The 15,231-nt window shown below is 70.2% G+C and carries 17 protein-coding genes; 10 read left to right on the top strand and 7 right to left on the bottom strand.

Annotated features, from left to right (window positions below):
• Positions 1-159 precede the first annotated feature (159 nt).
• Together AB0M63_RS22305 and AB0M63_RS22300 are read left to right on the top strand one after the other, a co-directional pair.
• Positions 160-1,893: an MFS transporter gene (locus AB0M63_RS22305; protein ID WP_366020570.1), complete on the top strand. Its 1,734-nt coding sequence runs from the start codon at positions 160-162 to the stop codon at positions 1,891-1,893.
• A gap of 57 nt (positions 1,894-1,950) precedes the next feature.
• The gene (locus AB0M63_RS22300; RefSeq protein WP_366020569.1) at positions 1,951-2,601 is read left to right on the top strand and encodes a class I SAM-dependent methyltransferase; all 651 of its coding nucleotides are present in this window, start codon (positions 1,951-1,953) and stop codon (positions 2,599-2,601) included.
• Positions 2,602-2,603: 2 nt separating this feature from the next.
• Here the strand turns inward: AB0M63_RS22300 and AB0M63_RS22295 are convergent, their stop codons facing one another.
• Complete coding sequence (locus AB0M63_RS22295; RefSeq protein WP_366020568.1) at positions 2,604-3,590, bottom strand: alpha/beta hydrolase; 987 nt, start codon at positions 3,588-3,590, stop codon at positions 2,604-2,606.
• An 89-nt stretch (positions 3,591-3,679) separates the two neighbouring features.
• Between AB0M63_RS22295 and AB0M63_RS22290 the strand changes: the two genes are divergently transcribed.
• The 3 genes from AB0M63_RS22290 (at position 3,680) to AB0M63_RS22280 (ending at position 6,587) form a co-directional block, all read left to right on the top strand.
• Positions 3,680-4,597 (top strand): N-acetylmuramoyl-L-alanine amidase, encoded by a 918-nt coding sequence (locus tag AB0M63_RS22290; protein ID WP_366020567.1) that lies wholly within the window; start codon positions 3,680-3,682, stop codon positions 4,595-4,597.
• Positions 4,598-4,683: 86 nt separating this feature from the next.
• Positions 4,684-5,469 (top strand): DUF5336 domain-containing protein, encoded by a 786-nt coding sequence (locus AB0M63_RS22285; RefSeq protein ID WP_366020566.1) that lies wholly within the window; start codon positions 4,684-4,686, stop codon positions 5,467-5,469.
• A 113-nt stretch (positions 5,470-5,582) separates the two neighbouring features.
• Positions 5,583-6,587 (top strand): LLM class F420-dependent oxidoreductase, encoded by a 1,005-nt coding sequence (locus AB0M63_RS22280; protein WP_366020565.1) that lies wholly within the window; start codon positions 5,583-5,585, stop codon positions 6,585-6,587.
• Here the strand turns inward: AB0M63_RS22280 and AB0M63_RS22275 are convergent.
• A complete protein-coding gene (locus tag AB0M63_RS22275; protein ID WP_366020564.1) occupies positions 6,584-7,153 on the bottom strand; it encodes a hypothetical protein in 570 nt (189 codons plus the stop codon). The two genes, AB0M63_RS22280 and AB0M63_RS22275, sit on opposite strands and share 4 nt — an antisense overlap.
• 128 nt (positions 7,154-7,281) lie before the next feature.
• Here AB0M63_RS22275 and AB0M63_RS22270 point away from each other — a divergent pair, with 128 nt between their 5' ends.
• Entirely contained in the window at positions 7,282-7,572 is a 291-nt protein-coding gene (locus tag AB0M63_RS22270; RefSeq protein ID WP_355917130.1) for a hypothetical protein, read from the top strand.
• Between the two features lie 127 nt (positions 7,573-7,699).
• Here the strand turns inward: AB0M63_RS22270 and AB0M63_RS22265 are convergent, their stop codons facing one another.
• Genes AB0M63_RS22265 through AB0M63_RS22255 form a run of 3 tightly spaced genes read right to left on the bottom strand, consistent with a single transcriptional unit; the run spans position 7,700 to position 10,865 of the window.
• Positions 7,700-8,767, bottom strand: a complete 1,068-nt coding sequence (locus AB0M63_RS22265; protein WP_366020563.1) for a prenyltransferase — start codon at positions 8,765-8,767, stop codon at positions 7,700-7,702.
• Positions 8,764-9,498: a class I SAM-dependent methyltransferase gene (locus AB0M63_RS22260; protein WP_355917135.1), complete on the bottom strand. Its 735-nt coding sequence runs from the start codon at positions 9,496-9,498 to the stop codon at positions 8,764-8,766. The genes AB0M63_RS22265 and AB0M63_RS22260 overlap by 4 nt, the downstream gene beginning before the upstream one ends.
• Complete coding sequence (locus AB0M63_RS22255; protein ID WP_366020562.1) at positions 9,492-10,865, bottom strand: glycosyltransferase family 4 protein; 1,374 nt, start codon at positions 10,863-10,865, stop codon at positions 9,492-9,494. The genes AB0M63_RS22260 and AB0M63_RS22255 overlap by 7 nt, the downstream gene beginning before the upstream one ends.
• A gap of 210 nt (positions 10,866-11,075) precedes the next feature.
• On the opposite strand from AB0M63_RS22255, the gene AB0M63_RS22250 reads away from it, so the two are divergent.
• From AB0M63_RS22250 to AB0M63_RS22240, 3 genes are read left to right on the top strand one after another with little or no spacing between them, the layout of a single operon-like run.
• Entirely contained in the window at positions 11,076-11,696 is a 621-nt protein-coding gene (locus AB0M63_RS22250) for a TetR family transcriptional regulator (protein ID WP_355917141.1), read from the top strand.
• 43 nt (positions 11,697-11,739) lie between these two features.
• Positions 11,740-11,943 carry a hypothetical protein gene (locus AB0M63_RS22245; protein ID WP_355917144.1) on the top strand — a complete coding sequence of 68 codons (204 nt, stop codon included), beginning with the start codon at positions 11,740-11,742 and terminating at the stop codon, positions 11,941-11,943.
• Positions 11,940-12,320: a hypothetical protein gene (locus tag AB0M63_RS22240; RefSeq protein WP_355917147.1), complete on the top strand. Its 381-nt coding sequence runs from the start codon at positions 11,940-11,942 to the stop codon at positions 12,318-12,320. Before AB0M63_RS22245 ends, AB0M63_RS22240 begins: the two co-directional genes overlap by 4 nt.
• A gap of 30 nt (positions 12,321-12,350) precedes the next feature.
• On the opposite strand, the gene AB0M63_RS22235 is transcribed toward AB0M63_RS22240, so the two are convergent.
• Both AB0M63_RS22235 and AB0M63_RS22230 read right to left on the bottom strand, forming a co-directional pair.
• Positions 12,351-12,584 (bottom strand): ferredoxin, encoded by a 234-nt coding sequence (locus AB0M63_RS22235; protein WP_355917149.1) that lies wholly within the window; start codon positions 12,582-12,584, stop codon positions 12,351-12,353.
• A 7-nt stretch (positions 12,585-12,591) separates the two neighbouring features.
• On the bottom strand, positions 12,592-14,049 hold the full coding sequence (locus tag AB0M63_RS22230) for an aldehyde dehydrogenase (protein ID WP_355917152.1): 1,458 nt from the start codon (positions 14,047-14,049) through the stop codon (positions 12,592-12,594).
• Between the two features lie 127 nt (positions 14,050-14,176).
• On the opposite strand from AB0M63_RS22230, the gene AB0M63_RS22225 reads away from it, so the two are divergent.
• Positions 14,177-15,202, top strand: coding sequence for an MBL fold metallo-hydrolase (locus AB0M63_RS22225; RefSeq protein ID WP_355917155.1), 1,026 nt, complete (start codon positions 14,177-14,179; stop codon positions 15,200-15,202).
• The last annotated feature ends 29 nt before the right edge of the window (positions 15,203-15,231 follow it).

The raw sequence follows: 15,231 nt of genomic DNA, 5'->3' as shown, positions 1-15,231 counted from the left end.
GCGAGTGACCAGAATTGACGGCGGGTCAGATGTTCATGGGACGGTCAAGGATTCGTTAGTACGCCGAAGCATCGGAATAGTTGCCCATGCATACGAGGTTTACCCACCACTTATCTCGTCCCGCTCCACCCACCTCTTCAGGCCTGGAGGCCTCACTCCATGACGCACACGTCGACCGACCAGCCCGCACGGAGGCCGTCCGGCGCCATCGTGCCGGTGCTCGCCTTCGCGGGCATCGTGGTCGCGGTGATGCAGACCCTGCTCGTCCCGGTCATCAAGGACCTGCCGCAACTGCTGGGCACCGAGCCCAGCAACGCCACCTGGGTCCTGACCTCGACACTTCTCTCCGGAGCGGTGGCCACGCCCATCATGGGCCGCCTCGGCGACCTCTACGGCAAGCGGCGGATGCTGATCGCCAGCCTGGCCGTGATGGTGGTCGGCTCTCTGATCAGCGCGCTCACCAGCGATCTCCTCACGATGATCGCGGGCCGCGCGCTCCAGGGCTTCGCGATGGGCGCGATACCCCTGGGCATCGGTCTGATGCGCGACATGCTGCCCCGCGAGAAGCTCGGCTCGGCCATGGCCCTGATGAGTTCCTCGATCGGCGTCGGCGGCGGCCTGGCGCTCCCCAGCGCGGCCCTGGTCGCGCAGCACGCCGACTGGCACGCCCTGTTCTACGGCGCCGCCGGCCTCGGCGTCCTCGCCATCCTCCTCGTCCTCCTCGTCGTGCCGGAATCCCCGATGCGCGCCGAGGGCACCTTCGACGTAGTCGGCGCGATCGGCCTCTCCGCGGGCCTCGTCCTCTTCCTCCTGCCGATCACCAAGGGCAGTGACTGGGGCTGGACCTCGGGCACCACGCTCGGCCTGTTCGCCGCGTCCGCGGTCGTCCTCGTCCTGTGGGGCGTGATGGAGCTGCGTCTGAAGGCCCCGCTGGTGGACCTGCGCACCACGGCCCGCCCTGCGGTCCTCTTCACCAACCTCGCCTCGATCATGGTCGGCGTCTCCTTCTACGTCGTCTCCCTCGTCCTGCCCCAGCTCCTCCAGCTGCCCAAGGCCACCGGTTACGGCCTCGGCCAGTCGATGGTCACCGCCGGCCTGCTGGTCGCGCCGCTCGGCCTGACGATGATGTTCACGGCCCCGGTCTACGCCCGTCTCTCGGCGAAGTACGGACCCAAGGTCACCCTGATCCTCGGCATGCTGATCATCGGCATCGGCTACGGCGCCGGCCTCGGCCTGATGAGCGCCGCCTGGCAGAGCCTCGTCATCGCCGTCGTCCTCGGCGCGGGCATCGGCCTCGCCTACTCCTCGCTCCCCGCGCTGATCGTCGGCGCGGTCCCGGCCTCGGAGACCGGCGCGGCGAACGGCCTCAACACCCTGATGCGGTCCATCGGCACGTCGGTGTCCAGCGCCGTGATCGGCATGGTGCTGGCCAACACCGCGAACCATGTGGGCGGGGTCGCGATCCCGACCATGCACGGCTTCCGGGTGTCCTTCCTGATCGCCACCGGCGCGGTCGCCGTAGGCCTCCTGATGGCCCTGTTCCTCCCCAAGCCGAACCGGGCGCCGCAGTTGAACTTCAGCAGCGAGGAGGAGGCCAACCTGGAGCGGGCGGAGGAGGTTCTACGGGGCTTCCGTGGGCGGGTGTTGGGCGCCGACGGTTCGCCGGTCGCCCGGGCCAAGGTCACGCTGATCGACCGGCGGGGGCGGCAGGCGGGGGCGACCCTCTCCGAGGACGACGGGAGTTATGTCCTGGCCGTGCCCTCGCAGGGGGCGTATGTGCTGGCCGCGCGGGCGGCGGGTCACGGTCCGCTGGCCTCGTCCGCGACGCACGCGGGGGACGAGGTCGCGGTCGACCTGGACCTCTCCTTGCCCGGGGAGACGGTCAGCGCGTAGTCGGCGGGTCGTACTCTTGGCCGAGCCCAGCAGCCCGTCCTCACCGAAGGAACTCCTATGCCCCAGGAGCCCAAGCCCGAGATCCTCGCCGCCTTCGAAGCGGCGAAGGGATTCATGCCGGCCGGTGAGGGACTGGCTCTCCACGCCGCCGCCGTGGAGGCCGGGCGGCTGGGACTGCCGTTGCTGGAAGTGGGCACGTACTGCGGGCGCTCGACGATCCTCCTCGCGGACGCCGCCCGTGAGGCCGGGGTCGTCGCGCTCACGCTCGATCATCACCGGGGCAGCGAGGAGCAGCAGCCGGGCTGGGAGTACCACGACCCGGAGACCGTGGACCCCGAGATCGGCCTGATGGACACGCTGCCCACGTTCCGCAGGACGCTGCACCGCGCCGGTCTGGAGGAGCACGTGGTGGCCCTCGTCGGGCGGTCGCCGCAGGTCGCCCGGATCTGGGGGACCCCGCTCGGCCTCGTCTTCATCGACGGCGGCCACACCGACGAGCACGCGAACGGCGACTACGAGGGCTGGGCACCCCATGTCGCCGAGGGCGGCCTCCTCGTCATCCACGACGTGTTCCCGCACCCGGAGGACGAGTTCACCGGCCAGGCCCCCTACCGCGTGTACCTCAGGGCCCTGGAGTCCGGCGCCTTCACGGAGGTGTCGGCGACGGACTCCCTGCGTGTCCTACGGCGCACGGGTACCGGCATCTGACCTCAACTCGGCAGCTCCGCCAGCCACTTCGTCAGGTACTGGTTGACCTCGGTCGGCCGCTCCTGCTGGATCCAGTGCCCGCAGCCCTCCAGGATGTGCGAGCCGCGCAGGCCGGGCAGGGTCACCGGGTAGGCGGCGATCGCGTCGGCCAGCCAGGTGGTGGAGGCGTCCAGGGATCCGCCGAGGAACAGGGAGGGCTGGGTGATGGGCGCGCCGTCGAGGTCGGCGAGGTCCGCCCAGTCGCGGTCCATGTTCCGGTAGCGGTTCAGGGCGGTGGTGAGTCCCGTGCGCTCGAACTCGCCCGCGTAGAAGCCGAGTTCGTCCTCGCTCAGCCAGGCGGGCAGCCGGTCCGCCGGGAACCGCTCGCGCAGCGTCCCACCGCTCCGGCTCACGAAGTGCGGGTCGGGGGTGCCGGGCGCGGGCATGGTGTCGGCGGACAGGGCGGCGTAGAAACCGGCGAGCCAGCCGCGCACGTCCGGCTCGATCTCGGCCTCCGCCCGGCCGGGCTCCTGGAAGTAGGAGACGTAGAACTCCTCCTCGCCACCCATCCCCGCGAAGATCTCGCCGGGGCGTGGTCCGCCGCGCGGGGTGTAGGGGACGCTCAGCAGTCCCACGGCCCGGAAGACGTCCGGGCGCAGGAGGGCGGAGTTGGCGGCGATGCCCGCGCCCCAGTCGTGGCCGACGATCACCGCGGACCGTTCGCCGAGCGCGTGCACCACGGCCACGGCGTCCTCGACGAGGTCGAGCATCCGGTAAGCCGACACGTCCCCGGGCTTGGACGAGCGCCCGTAGCCGCGTACGTCGACGGCGACCGCGCGATACCCGGCGGCGGCCAGCACGGGCAGTTGGTGCCGCCACGAGTACCAGGACTCCGGGAATCCGTGCACCAGCAGGACGAGCGGGCCGGTGCCCTGTTCCACGAGGTGGATACGGCCTGCGGGAGCGGGGACGAGTCGGTGCGTGATGTCGATGTCCTTGACCATGGTCATGGGTCGATCCTGTGCCCCCGCGCGGCTCGCCCACGACTCTTGTTGCCGGTTCGGCAAACCGGCTCCGGGTGGCGGTTAGGGTGGCTTCCGTGTCGTACGTAGGTCCGGAATTCGATTCTCCCCTGTCTAGTCGTCCCCGCCGTCCCCGCCGGGGGCCCCTGACCGTGGCGCTGGCCGCGCTGGTCCCGGGGGCGCTGATCGGGTGGTTCGTGTACGAGGCGGTGGGCAGCCCGGGTGACGGCTCGGGCAGCGCGGCGGCCGGTGCGTCGTCGAGCGCGGCCATGTCTCCCTCGGCCACCGCGTCGAACGACGACAAGCCGCCGAACCCCAGCCCCCTCAAGGGCAAGGTCGTCGTCATCGACCCGGGGCACAACATCACCAACTTCCGGCACACCGCCGAGATCAACCGCAAGGTGGACATCGGCACCAACTGGAAGGAGTGCGACACCACCGGGACCTCCACCAACGCGGGTTACGCGGAGGCCCAGTTCACGATGGACGTGTCCCACCGGCTGAAGACGCTCCTCCAACAGCAGGGCGCCACCGTGAAGTTGACCCACGACGGCGACTCCCCGTCCTGGGGCCCCTGCGTCGACCAGCGCGCGAAGATCGGCAACGACGCGCACGCGGACGCCGCGATCTCCATCCACGCGGACGGCGCGGCCGCCGGCGACCGGGGCTTCCACGTGATCCTGCCGGCCTCGGTCCACGCGGGCGCCGCCGACACCCGCGCCATCGTCGCCCCCTCCGCCGCCCTCGGCCGCAGCGTCGAGAGCAACTACCTTCGGGCGACGGGCGAACAGCCCTCCAATTACATCGGCGACGGCACCGGTCTCGTCACGCGTAAGGACCTGGGCGGTCTCAATCTGTCAACGGTTCCCAAGGTGTTCATCGAGTGCGGCAATATGCGCGATAGCAAGGATGCCGCACTGCTGACGAGCGGCGCCTGGCGACAGAAGGCGGCGCAGGGAATCTCTGAGGGAATCGTGAGTTTCCTGCGCGGGTAACGATCAGTGGGCTGATCCGGGCGGACACCCTGACAGGGTGGACGATAGGGTCTACCGACGACGAGACGACCTACGAAGGACCTGAAGTGAATATCCGCTCCCTCACACGAGGCGACGGCGTGGTGATCGGAGCAGCGGTATTGCTCTTCATCGCGTCGTTTCTCAAGTTCTACTCCATTGACGGGTACAACCTGGATCAGAATGCGTGGGACGACCTCGGCACCGGTCTGGGTCTCTACGTGGGCGGTGTCATCGGTGCCGCTCTGATCGTCGTCAACCGCAGCCTGCCGCAGCCGCGCAAGGTGGTCGGGCTCGACCTCGGCACGGTCGGCGCGGCGTTCACGGTGCTCGTCGCGTGGAGCCTGTTCTGGACGCTGGTCGACGTACCGACCGGTGGCAGCGCCGCCGCCGGGCTCATCCTCGGCTTCATCGCGTCCCTCGTCCTGGCCGGTGCCGCCATCGCGACGCCGCTGGTTCCCGCTCTTCAGGCGGCCCTCATCCCGGCGCCCAAGCCCGTCGCCCCGCAGCCCTACGGCGCCCAGCCCCCCGGTGGCTACGGCTACCCCGGTGCCGGTGCGCCGCAGCAGCCCTCGTACGGCACCCCGCCGCAGCAGGCGCAGGCCGGGCAGCCGTTCGGGCAGCCGCAGCCGCAGCCCGCGCCGGCTCCGGCCGCGGACTTCTCGCCGTTCTGGTTCGCCGTTCCGGTGGCCCGGCCGCTGTTCGCGGAGGACGGTTCACAGGCGCCGATCGCCGAACTCGCGCCGGGTACCTGGTACTTGGCCGTGGAGCAGCGCGGTCCGGCGCTCGTCGCGCAGACGCAGGACGGCCGTCGTGGCGTACTGCAGGACACCTCGGGGATCCAGCGCGGCTGAGCCGGCCCCAGCGTCTCCTGCGGCCCCTCGCCCTTCCGGGTGGGGGGCCGTTGTCGTACAGTCGCAGCCGTCGATCCCTGACGTACCGTCAGCTCTGTGGCTGTGGAGGCGATATGCGGCTCGGTCTCGCACTCGGGTACTGGGGGCGCGGGCCCTCCGCCGACCATGTGCCGCTGGCGCTGGAGGCCGAGCGGCTGGGGTACGGCTCCGTGTGGACGGCCGAGTCGTGGGGGTCCGACGCCTTCACTCCGCTGACCTGGATCGCGTCGCGGACCTCAAGGATCAAGCTGGGTACGGCCGTTGCGCAGATGGCGGCCCGGTCGCCGACCACCACCGCGATGCACGCGCTCACTCTCGACCATCTCTCCGGCGGGCGGGTGCTGCTGGGGCTCGGGCTGTCGGGGCCGCAGGTGGTGGAGGGGTGGTACGGGCGGCCGTTCCCCAAGTCGCCGCTCACCGCGACCCGGGAGTATGTCGAGGTCGTACGACAGGTGTTGCGGCGGGAGGCGCCGGTCGAGATGGACGGGCGGTTCCACGCGCATCCGTACCGGGGTGCGGACGGTACCGGGCTCGGCAAGCCGCTCAAGTCCATTACGCACCCGCTCCGTTCGGACCTGCCGGTGCTGCTCGGGGCCGAGGGGCCGAAGAATGTCGCGCAGACGGCCCGAATCGCCGACGGCTGGCTGCCGTTGTACTGGTCGCCGAGTCGGCCCGAGGTGTACGGGACGACCGTCTTCCGTGAGGGCTTCCTCGTCGCTCCCATGGCGCAGGTGAAGGTCTGCGACGACGTGGCCGAGGGGCTGCTCCCGGTGAAGATGATGCTCGGCTTCTACATCGGCGGGATGGGGCACGCGGCCCGCAACTTCCACGCCGACCTGATGGCGCGCATGGGGTACGAGGAAGAGGCCCGGCGGATACAGGAGTTGTTCCTCGCGGGTCGCCGGGAGGAGGCCGTGATGGCCGTGCCGGACGCGTTCGCCGACGAGATCTCCTTGGTCGGGCCGCGTGAACGGATCGCGGAGCGGCTGGAGTTGTGGCGCAAGGGCCCGGTGACGGATCTGCTGGCCCTTGCGCCCGACCCGCACACGCTGCGAGTCCTGGCCGAGCTGAACTCCTAGGAGCCGCCCGCCAGTTGGCCTGCCGACGGCACCTCGTCGGTGACCTCGGCGCCGGCGCTCTTCCCGGCGTCCTTGACCTTGTTGATGATGTCGTCGAAGGAATTCGCCGTCGCGTCGGTCGAGTCGCCCTTGCGCAGCTTGGACGGCAGGTCCTTGAGGGAGTCGATGCCGGCGGTCAGCGGGGCGAGCGCCTTGGAGAGCGCGGGGTCGCCCTGGGCGTTCTTCTTGGCCGCCTTGAGCCGGTTGTACGCGAACGCGCCCGCGAGGCCCGCCTTGACGAGGGCGAACCTGCGTCCGCTCGCACCCTTCTTGAACTTGCCGGCCTTCCAGGGCTTCACGATCCACTGGTAGGTGGCACCGGCGGCGAGGCCCGCGTTCGCGACGAAGCGGGTCTTGGCGAGCTTCTGGTGCTCGGCGGAGGTGCTCGGGCTCGGGGTGGCGGCGGCCACGACGGCCGCGGTGTCCCGCGTGGCCTCGTCGGTCGTGCCGCCGCAGGCGGTGGCACCGGCGAGCAGGGCGCAGCACAGGGTGAGCGCCACGAAGAGGCGCCGTATCGGTACGGGCACGGGGTCCTCCGGGGTTTTCTCCCCGAGTGGGTGTCCTTACCCCGGCAGCCTCACCCGTCCGGGCCGGTTGCGCCACCCGGGCGATGCCGTTCGGGTTTCATCCGGGCGCGAGCGGTAATCCGGTCGGCATGTCCCCCTACTATCGACGAGGTTCCACTTCCGTCGGCAACGTCATCGTGATCATCGCCGACATCATGGCCCTCATCCTGGGCCTCTGGATTCTGATGTACCTCCTGGACGCCAACCGCGCGAACGACCTCGTGCAGTTCGTCCACCACATGGCCAACTGGCTCGCCGGCTGGTCCCGCGACCTGTTCACCTTCGACGAGGCCTGGGCACGAGTCGTGTGCGGCTACGGCCTGGCAGCGGTGGTCTACCTCTTCATCGGCCACGCGATCGCCAACCGGGTGCATCGCTGAGCGCTCCGCGGGGCGCGGGTTGAATCTGCGGGCCCGCCGTAGCCGGCCGCGCAGTTCCCCGCGCCCCTGAAAAACAGGTCGGCACAGGCGCGGCCCTTCAGGCGAGCCGCTCTGCCCCGCGGAGCGACTAGCAGCAGTCCGGGTCCAAACCGCACGGCAGGTGTTCCCCGCCGAAAACCGCGCACGTCGCATCGTGGCCCCCCAGCGCGGCCACCGCGAGGAGCAGCGACCCCGCCGTCCACGTGGTCAGTTCGCGCGGCCAGATCGCGTCGTCGTCGAAGACGTAGCCCGTCCAGTACAGGCCGGTCTCCGCGTCGCGCAGGTGCTGGATGGACTGGAGGATGTCGAGGGCGCGGTCTGACTCGCCCAACACCCAGAGGGCCAGGGCGAGTTCGGCTGACTCGCCGCCGGTGACCCAGGGGTTGGGGATGACGCAGCGGACACCGAGGCCGGGCACGACGAAGCGGCTCCAGCCCTCCTCCACCCGGGACTTGGCCTCCGTACCGGTCAACGCGCCGCCCAGGACCGGGTAGTACCAGTCCATCGAGTAGCGGTCCTTGTCCAGGAACCGTTCCGGATGGCGACGGATCGCGTGCCGCAGCGCGCCGACCGCCAACTCCCAGTCCGGCTGCGGCTCTTCGCGCTGTTCGGCGATGGCGAGCGCGCAGCGCAGTGCCTGGTGGATGGAGGAGGAGCCGGTGAGGAGCGCGTCCTCGGTGTCCGTGCCGTCGTCCTCGCGCTTCCAGCCGATCTGCCCACCGGGCCGCTGGAGCCGGAGCACGAACTCGACGGCCGCGTAGACCGTCGGCCACAGCCGGTCCAGGAACGTGTCGTCGCCGGTCGCGAGGTAATGGTGCCACACGCCTACGGCTATGTAGGCGACGAAGTTGGTCTCGCGGCCCCGGTCGATGACGTCGTGCGGGTCTCCGTCGGCGTAGGCCGCGTACCAGGACCCGTCACCGTTCTGGTGCCGGGCGAGCCAGTCGTACGCCCGCTCGGCGGCCTCGTGCTCGCCGGCCGCGTCGAGCGCCATCGCGGCCTCGGTGTGGTCCCACGGGTCGAGGTGATGTCCCCGGAACCACGGGATCGCCCCGTCCTCCCGCTGCACGGCGAGGATGCCGGCGACGGTCGCGGCGGCCTGCTCCGCGGTGAGGACCCCGGGCAGGACGAGGTGTTCTGTCCGGGGGGTGGTCACTTGGCGGCCACCCGCGGCAGGTGCGGCTTGGTGGCGTAGGCCACGAAACTCTTGCCGATCAGCGGGTTCAGCGCCTGCTCGGCGACCCGGGTGGCGAGGGGTTTCTTCATGATGTCCCAGACCAGGAGCTTGTGGTACGCCTGCACCGGCAGCGCCTTGTCGTTGTCCACGCCGAACGCGCACTTCAGCCACCAGTACGGCGAGTGCAGCGCGTGCGCGTGGTGGGTGCCGTACGGCTTGAGGCCGGCCTCGCGGATCTTCGTGAGGAGTTCGTCCGCCTTGTAGATGCGGATGTGGCCGCCCTCGACCTCGTGGTAGGCGTCGGAGAGGGTCCAGCAGACCTTCTCGGGGCCGTAGCGCGGGACGGTGATGGCGATGCGGCCGCCGGGCTTCAGCACCCGGACCATCTCGGCGAGTACGCCCTTGTCGTCCGGGATGTGCTCCATGACCTCGGAGATGATCACGACGTCGAACGACTCGTCCGGGAAGGGGAGTTGGAGCGCGTCGCCCTCCATCGCGGTCGCGGTGGCGCCTGCCGGCGCCTCGCCGGCCTCCTTCATCGCCGCGAACCACTTGGCGACCTCGGCGATTTCCTCGGCGTTCTGGTCGAGGGCGACGACCTGTGCCCCTCGCCGGTAGCACTCGAACGCGTGCCGCCCGGCACCGCATCCGAGGTCCAGGACACGGTCGCCAGGGGCGAGCGGGAACCGGGAGAAGTCGACGGTCAGCACGTGGCCCTGCTTTCGGGAGAGACGCCGGTAACACTGGTCTGGGAAGGGGAGGTTGAGGTCGAGGTCGTACCGCCCGCGATGGCCTCTCGGTACCTGGCCGCCGTGCCCTCGGCGGCCTTCGCCCAGGTGAAGCGGGCCAGTACGCGTTCGCGGCCGGCTGCGCCGAGGCGGGTGCGCAGGGCCGGGTCGGCGAGCAGCCGGCTCAGGCCAAAGGCCAGCGCGCCCGGGTCGCCCGGCGGCACCGCGAGGCAGGTCTCGCCGTCGCGTCCGGCGACCTCCGGGATCGCGCCGCCGGTGGTGGCGATGAGGGGCGTGCCGGTGGCCATCGCCTCCGCCGCCGGGAGCGAGAAGCCCTCGTAGAGCGAGGGCACGCAGGCGACCTCCGCCGAGCGCACCAGGTCGACGAGCTCGGCGTCCGAGATGCCCTTCACGAACTCGACGGCGCCTTCGAGGCCGTAGCGCTCGACGGCCTGGGCGACCGGGCCCTCGGCCGGGCGCTTGCCGACGACGACGAGGTGGGCGTCCGGGTGCTCGGTGCGGACCTTGGCGAGGGCCTCGACGAGGAAGACGAGGCCCTTGAGGGGGACGTCCGCGCTGGACGTGGTGACGATCCGGCCCGGCACCTGCGGCACCGCCGGATTCGGGGAGAACAGGTCGGTGTCGGCGCCGATGTGGACGACGTGGATGCGGTCGTCGCGGACGCCGAGGTGGTCGATGATCTCCTGGCGCGAGGTGCCGGAGACGGTGAGGACGGACGGCAGCCGGCGGGCCACCCGCTTCTGCATCCGGGTGAAGGCGTACCAGCGGCGCTTGGACATCCGCTGCCGCCAGTCCTCCGCCGCGTCCAGCTCCAACTGCCGGTCCACGGTGATGGGGTGATGGATCGTCGTCACCAGCGGCGCGCCGACGTCCCCCAACAACCCGTACCCGAGGGTCTGGTTGTCGTGCACGACGTCGAACTCGCCGCGCCTGGCACGGAGTTGGCGGCGGGCACGGAGCGAGAAGGTGAGCGGCTCGGGGAAGCCGCCGGTCCACATCGTGGCGACTTCGAGGGCGTCGATCCAGTCCCGGTACTCGTCGCGCTTCGGGGTGCGGAAGGGGTCCGGGGAGCGATAGAGGTCGAGCGAGGGCAGCTCGGTCAGGGAGATGCCGTCGTAGCCCGGATCGAGGACCGGGTAGGGCTGCGATCCGATGACCTCGACGCAGTGGCCGAGGCGGGCCAACTCGCGGGAGAGATGGCGGACGTAGACGCCCTGGCCCCCGCAGAACGGGTTCCCCTTATAGGTGAGAAGTGCGATACGGAGCGGTCGCTCGCCGTCGGCTGCCGAGTCCTCCTGGGGACCCGCCTGACTGGCCTCAGCGGTCACTCTGAGCCCCCTTCTCCCTGCACTGTCCCGCGAGATTACGCCGGGACGCTAATCTAGAACAAGTTTCAGACTTGATCGTCCAGGAGGTTCTGAATCTACCGGCCGGTACGGGCGCTGTGAGAAGTGGATCAGGTGATTCACACCACGGCCGGGGCCCTGCCATGATCGGTCCGATCACCCGCCCTCACCGACAGTCACGGAACGGGAGCCATGCCAGCGCAAGCCAAGCCCGAAGCCACTGCGCGGACCTCGCCGCCCCTCACCGAGCGGCAGGAGGCCCGGCGGCGCCGCATCCTGCACGCGAGCGCGCAGTTGGCGAGCCGGGGCGGTTTCGACGCGGTGCAGATGCGGGAGGTCGCGGAATCCTCGCAGGTCGCGCTCGGCACGCTGTACCGGTACTTCCCGTCCAAGGTGCATCTCCTTGTCGCCACGATGCAGGACCAGTTGGAGCACATGCACGGCACGCTCCGCAAGAAGCCGCCGGGCGGCGAGAGCGCGGCCGAGCGGGTCGCGGAGACCCTGATGCGGGCCTTCCGCGCGCTCCAGCGGGAGCCGCATCTCGCCGACGCGATGGTCCGCGCGCTGACCTTCGCGGACCGCAGCGTCTCCCCCGAGGTCGACCAGGTCTCCCGCCAGACCACGGTGATCATCCTGGACGCGATGGGCCTGGAGAACCCGACCCCGGACCAGCTCTCGGCGGTCCGGGTCATCGAGCACACCTGGCACTCGGCCCTGATCACCTGGCTGTCGGGCCGCGCGTCCATCGCCCAGGTGAAGATCGACATCGAGACGGTGTGCAGGTTGATCGATCTGACGTCAACCGACGATTGACCGGTGGTAGTGCCACTGATTTCATCGCTGCTAGCATGACTGCATGCCGATGATCACAGTGGAGTTCACCGAGGAAGAGCTGGCCGAGGCGAAGGCGCACGCCGCCTCGCTCGGCAAGTCGATGCGTGCCCACGCGCACGACATAATCCTCGCCGACGCACAGCGGGCGGCGTTCCTGAAGGACGTGGACGAGACCGTCGCCTATTACATGGATGTCTTCAAGGACATGCCGGAGGGCCAGCGTTGAGCCCTGTCATCCGGGTCGACGCCGGCTGGATCCTTGAGGTCCAGACCCGTGTCTCTCCTGTCAACACCCCCATCGAGGACTGGGGGGCGCTCGACGCCATGGCCAAGCGCCACACCTTCGAGCAGCCGCACGGACAGCTTTACTACGAGGCGGCCGCCGCCCGCGCCGCCACGTTCGTGCACAGCGCGGTCCTTCTCCGCCCCTTCGCCGACTACAACTCGGTGATCGGCTGGGCGTGCGCGCAGCAGTACATGGCGGCTTCCGGGGAGCCGATAGCGCCCCCGAAGCCCGACGAAGTACACCTCCTCACAGGCGCGATCCGCGCCCAGGAGGTCGACCTTCGGCAGGTGTCCCGAACCATCGCCTCCTGGCGCTGAACTCCCGCCCCCAGCCCCGCCCGAGGCGCCCTACTCCTCGGGCGGGAACACCGGCTCCCCGCTCCCCAGCAGCGTGATCATGATGGCCTCCACCGGGCAGCCCTCCGCCGCCGCGAGGATCTTCTCGTTGGCGTCGGTCTCCGGGGCGGTCGGGTGGGACTGCATGGCCGAGTCGAGGTGGAAGCGGTCGGGGGCCTGGTGGGTGCACTGGGCCGAGCCGATGCAGATGGAGCGGTCGACCTCGACCTGCCAGCGGTCGCCCATCCCCCGCTCACCCCTCCCAGCCGGCGGGCAGGTGGATCATCTTGTGTTCGAGGAACTCGGAGTAGCCCTCGGGCCCGAACTCCCGCCCCAGACCGGAGTTCTTGTAGCCGCCGAAGGGACCGAGCATGTCGAGGCTGAAGGTGTTGACGTTGTAGGTGCCGGTGCGGACCTGGCGGGCGATGTCGATGCCGTGGGCCACGTCACCGGTCCACACGCTGCCGCTCAGGCCGTAGTCGGAGTCGTTCGCGATCTTCACGGCCTCGGTCTCGTCGCCGTAGGGGAGCAGGCAGATCACCGGGCCGAAGATCTCCTCGCGGGCGATCCGCATCGAGTTGTCGACATCGCCGAAGAGGGTCGGCTCCACGTACCAGCCGCGGTCGAGGCCGGGTGGACGGCCGCCGCCGGTGAGGATCTTGGCGCCCTCCTCCTGGCCGATGCGTATGTAGTCGAGGTTGCGCCGCTGCTGGCGCTGGGCGACCAGCGGGCCGACCTGGGTCGCCGGGTCGAGCGGGTCGCCGACCACCAGCGCGCTCGCCGCCGCCGCGAAGGCGTCCGCGAACTCGTCGTAGCGCGAACGCGGCACGAGGATGCGAGTCTGGGCCACGCACGCCTGGCCGTTGTTCATCCAGGCCGACGAGACGATGCCGGGGACCGACGTCGTGATGTCCGCGTCGGGGAGTACGATCGCCGCCGACTTGCCGCCCAACTCCAGTGTCACGCGGGTGAGATGGCGGGCGGCGACCTCCATCACGCGCTTGCCTGCCGCGACCGAGCCGGTGAAGGAGACCTTGTCGATGCCGGGGTGTCCGACTAGGTACTCGCTGACCTCGCGGTCGGCCGGGAGGATCGACAGGACGCCCTCTGGCAGCCCGGCCTCCTTCGCTATCTCGCCCAACAGGTAGGCGTCCAGGGGCGCTTCGGGCGACGGCTTCAGGATCGCCGTGCAGCCGGTGAGCAGGGCCGGTGCGAGTTTGGCGGCGGCCACGAACTGCGGGACGTTCCACGGGACTACGGCCGCGACCACCCCGACCGGCTCCCGGCGGACGAGGATTCGGCCGAGGACTCCGTCCCGCTGCTCCTCGTAGGTGAAGCCCTTCGCCACGTTGATCGCCGCGTCCCACACCATCATCGCGCCGAGGGCCTGACCGAGGATGCTCCAGGAGTACGGTGACCCGTTCTCGGAGGAGATGACGCGGCCGATCTCCTCGTACCGTGCGGCGATCGCGTCCTTGATGCGGGTGACGACCGCGATCCGTTCGTCGAGTGTCATGCGCGGCCAGGGTCCCTCGTCGAAGGCCTTGCGGGCCACCGCGACGGCCCGGTCCACGTCCTCGGCCGACGCGTGCGGGACGCGTCCGATGACCTCCTCGGTGTGCGGGGAGATCACCTCGATGACGTCCTTGCCCAGGGGGTCGGTCAACTCCCCGCCGATGAAAAGCTGTCGGTGTTCCACGAGCTCGGTCATGGCCGAATGCCTCCCGGTACCGCTGCCTGACGCACAGTCTGACGATCCATCAGATACGAAGACTGAATACCAGTTCCGGTCGATGGAGTCCACGTATAGTGGCCGGAAGGCGGCGATTGGGGAGTCCATGGCTCAGGTCCACGACCACGGCGGCGGCGTTCGCTCCATCGAAGTCCCCATCCCCGACAACCCACTTGGCACGACGCTGGTGTACGTCGTCGACACCGATCGCGGACCCGTACTGGTCGACACGGGCTGGGACGACCCGGCCTCCTGGGACACCCTCGTCGAGGGGCTGGACGCCTGCGGTACGCCGGTCGGCGAGGTGCACGGTGTGGTCATCACCCACCACCACCCCGACCACCATGGCCTGTCCGGGCGGGTGCGCGAGGCGTCCGGGGCGTGGCTGGCGATGCACGCGGCGGACACGGCGATCGTCCGGCGGGCCCGTTCGACCGAACCGGGCCGCTGGCTGAGGTACATGAGCGCGAAGCTGGCTGCGGCCGGTGCCCCCGAGGAGCACCTCGCTCCCCTGCGCGCCGCCCGCCCGCGCAGCGTCCCGGGTCTCGCGCCCGCGCTGCCCGACCGCGAGATCGTCCCCGGCGAACTCCTCGACATCCCGGGCCGCCGACTGCGCGCGATCTGGACACCGGGCCACACACCCGGCCATGTCTGCCTGCACCTGGAGGAGCAGCACCCGGCCCAACTCCCGGGCCACGGACGGCTGTTCTCCGGCGACCACCTCCTCCCCGAGATCACCCCGCACATCGGCCTGTACGAGGACCCGGACGACACCACGATCGCCGACCCCCTCGGCGACTACCTCGACTCCCTGGAGCGGATCGGCCGGCTCGCCCCCGCCGAGGTGCTCCCGGCCCACCAGCACACCTTCACCGACGCGACCGGCCGCGTACGGGAGTTGCTCACCCACCACGAGGACCGGCTGACCGGCCTGCTCACCCTGCTGTCCGAACCCCTCACCGCCTGGCAGGTCGCCGAGCGCATGGAGTGGAACCGGCCATGGTCCCAAATCCCCTACCAGTCAAGGAACATCGCGGTGTCCGAGGCCGAGGCGCATCTGCGGCGACTGGTGAAGCTGGGCCAGGCGGAGGCGGTGACGGGGAGCGAGCCGGTGAGGTACGTGGCGGTGTAATTCGGTCGTGGGGCGGGCGGTGCGGCTGG

Origin of the sequence: Streptomyces sp. NPDC051576, assembly GCF_040681835.1 — a bacterium.
Classification (GTDB): domain Bacteria; phylum Actinomycetota; class Actinomycetes; order Streptomycetales; family Streptomycetaceae; genus Streptomyces.
The sequence above is the reverse complement of the archived record's forward strand: the minus strand, read 5'-3'. Positions and strand labels throughout refer to the sequence as shown.

Excerpts from the sequence above, each read along its gene's own strand:
- AB0M63_RS22305 (WP_366020570.1), top strand. The coding sequence starts at position 160 with ATGACGCACACGTCGACCGACCAGCCCGCACGGAGGCCGTCCGGCGCC.
- AB0M63_RS22300 (WP_366020569.1), top strand. The coding sequence starts at position 1,951 with ATGCCCCAGGAGCCCAAGCCCGAGATCCTCGCCGCCTTCGAAGCGGCG.
- AB0M63_RS22295 (WP_366020568.1), bottom strand. The coding sequence starts at position 3,590 with ATGACCATGGTCAAGGACATCGACATCACGCACCGACTCGTCCCCGCT.
- AB0M63_RS22280 (WP_366020565.1), top strand. The coding sequence starts at position 5,583 with ATGCGGCTCGGTCTCGCACTCGGGTACTGGGGGCGCGGGCCCTCCGCC.
- AB0M63_RS22270 (WP_355917130.1), top strand. The coding sequence starts at position 7,282 with ATGTCCCCCTACTATCGACGAGGTTCCACTTCCGTCGGCAACGTCATC.
- AB0M63_RS22250 (WP_355917141.1), top strand. The coding sequence starts at position 11,076 with ATGCCAGCGCAAGCCAAGCCCGAAGCCACTGCGCGGACCTCGCCGCCC.
- AB0M63_RS22245 (WP_355917144.1), top strand. The coding sequence starts at position 11,740 with ATGCCGATGATCACAGTGGAGTTCACCGAGGAAGAGCTGGCCGAGGCG.
- AB0M63_RS22235 (WP_355917149.1), bottom strand. The coding sequence starts at position 12,584 with ATGGGCGACCGCTGGCAGGTCGAGGTCGACCGCTCCATCTGCATCGGC.
- AB0M63_RS22230 (WP_355917152.1), bottom strand. The coding sequence starts at position 14,049 with ATGACCGAGCTCGTGGAACACCGACAGCTTTTCATCGGCGGGGAGTTG.
- AB0M63_RS22225 (WP_355917155.1), top strand. The coding sequence starts at position 14,177 with ATGGCTCAGGTCCACGACCACGGCGGCGGCGTTCGCTCCATCGAAGTC.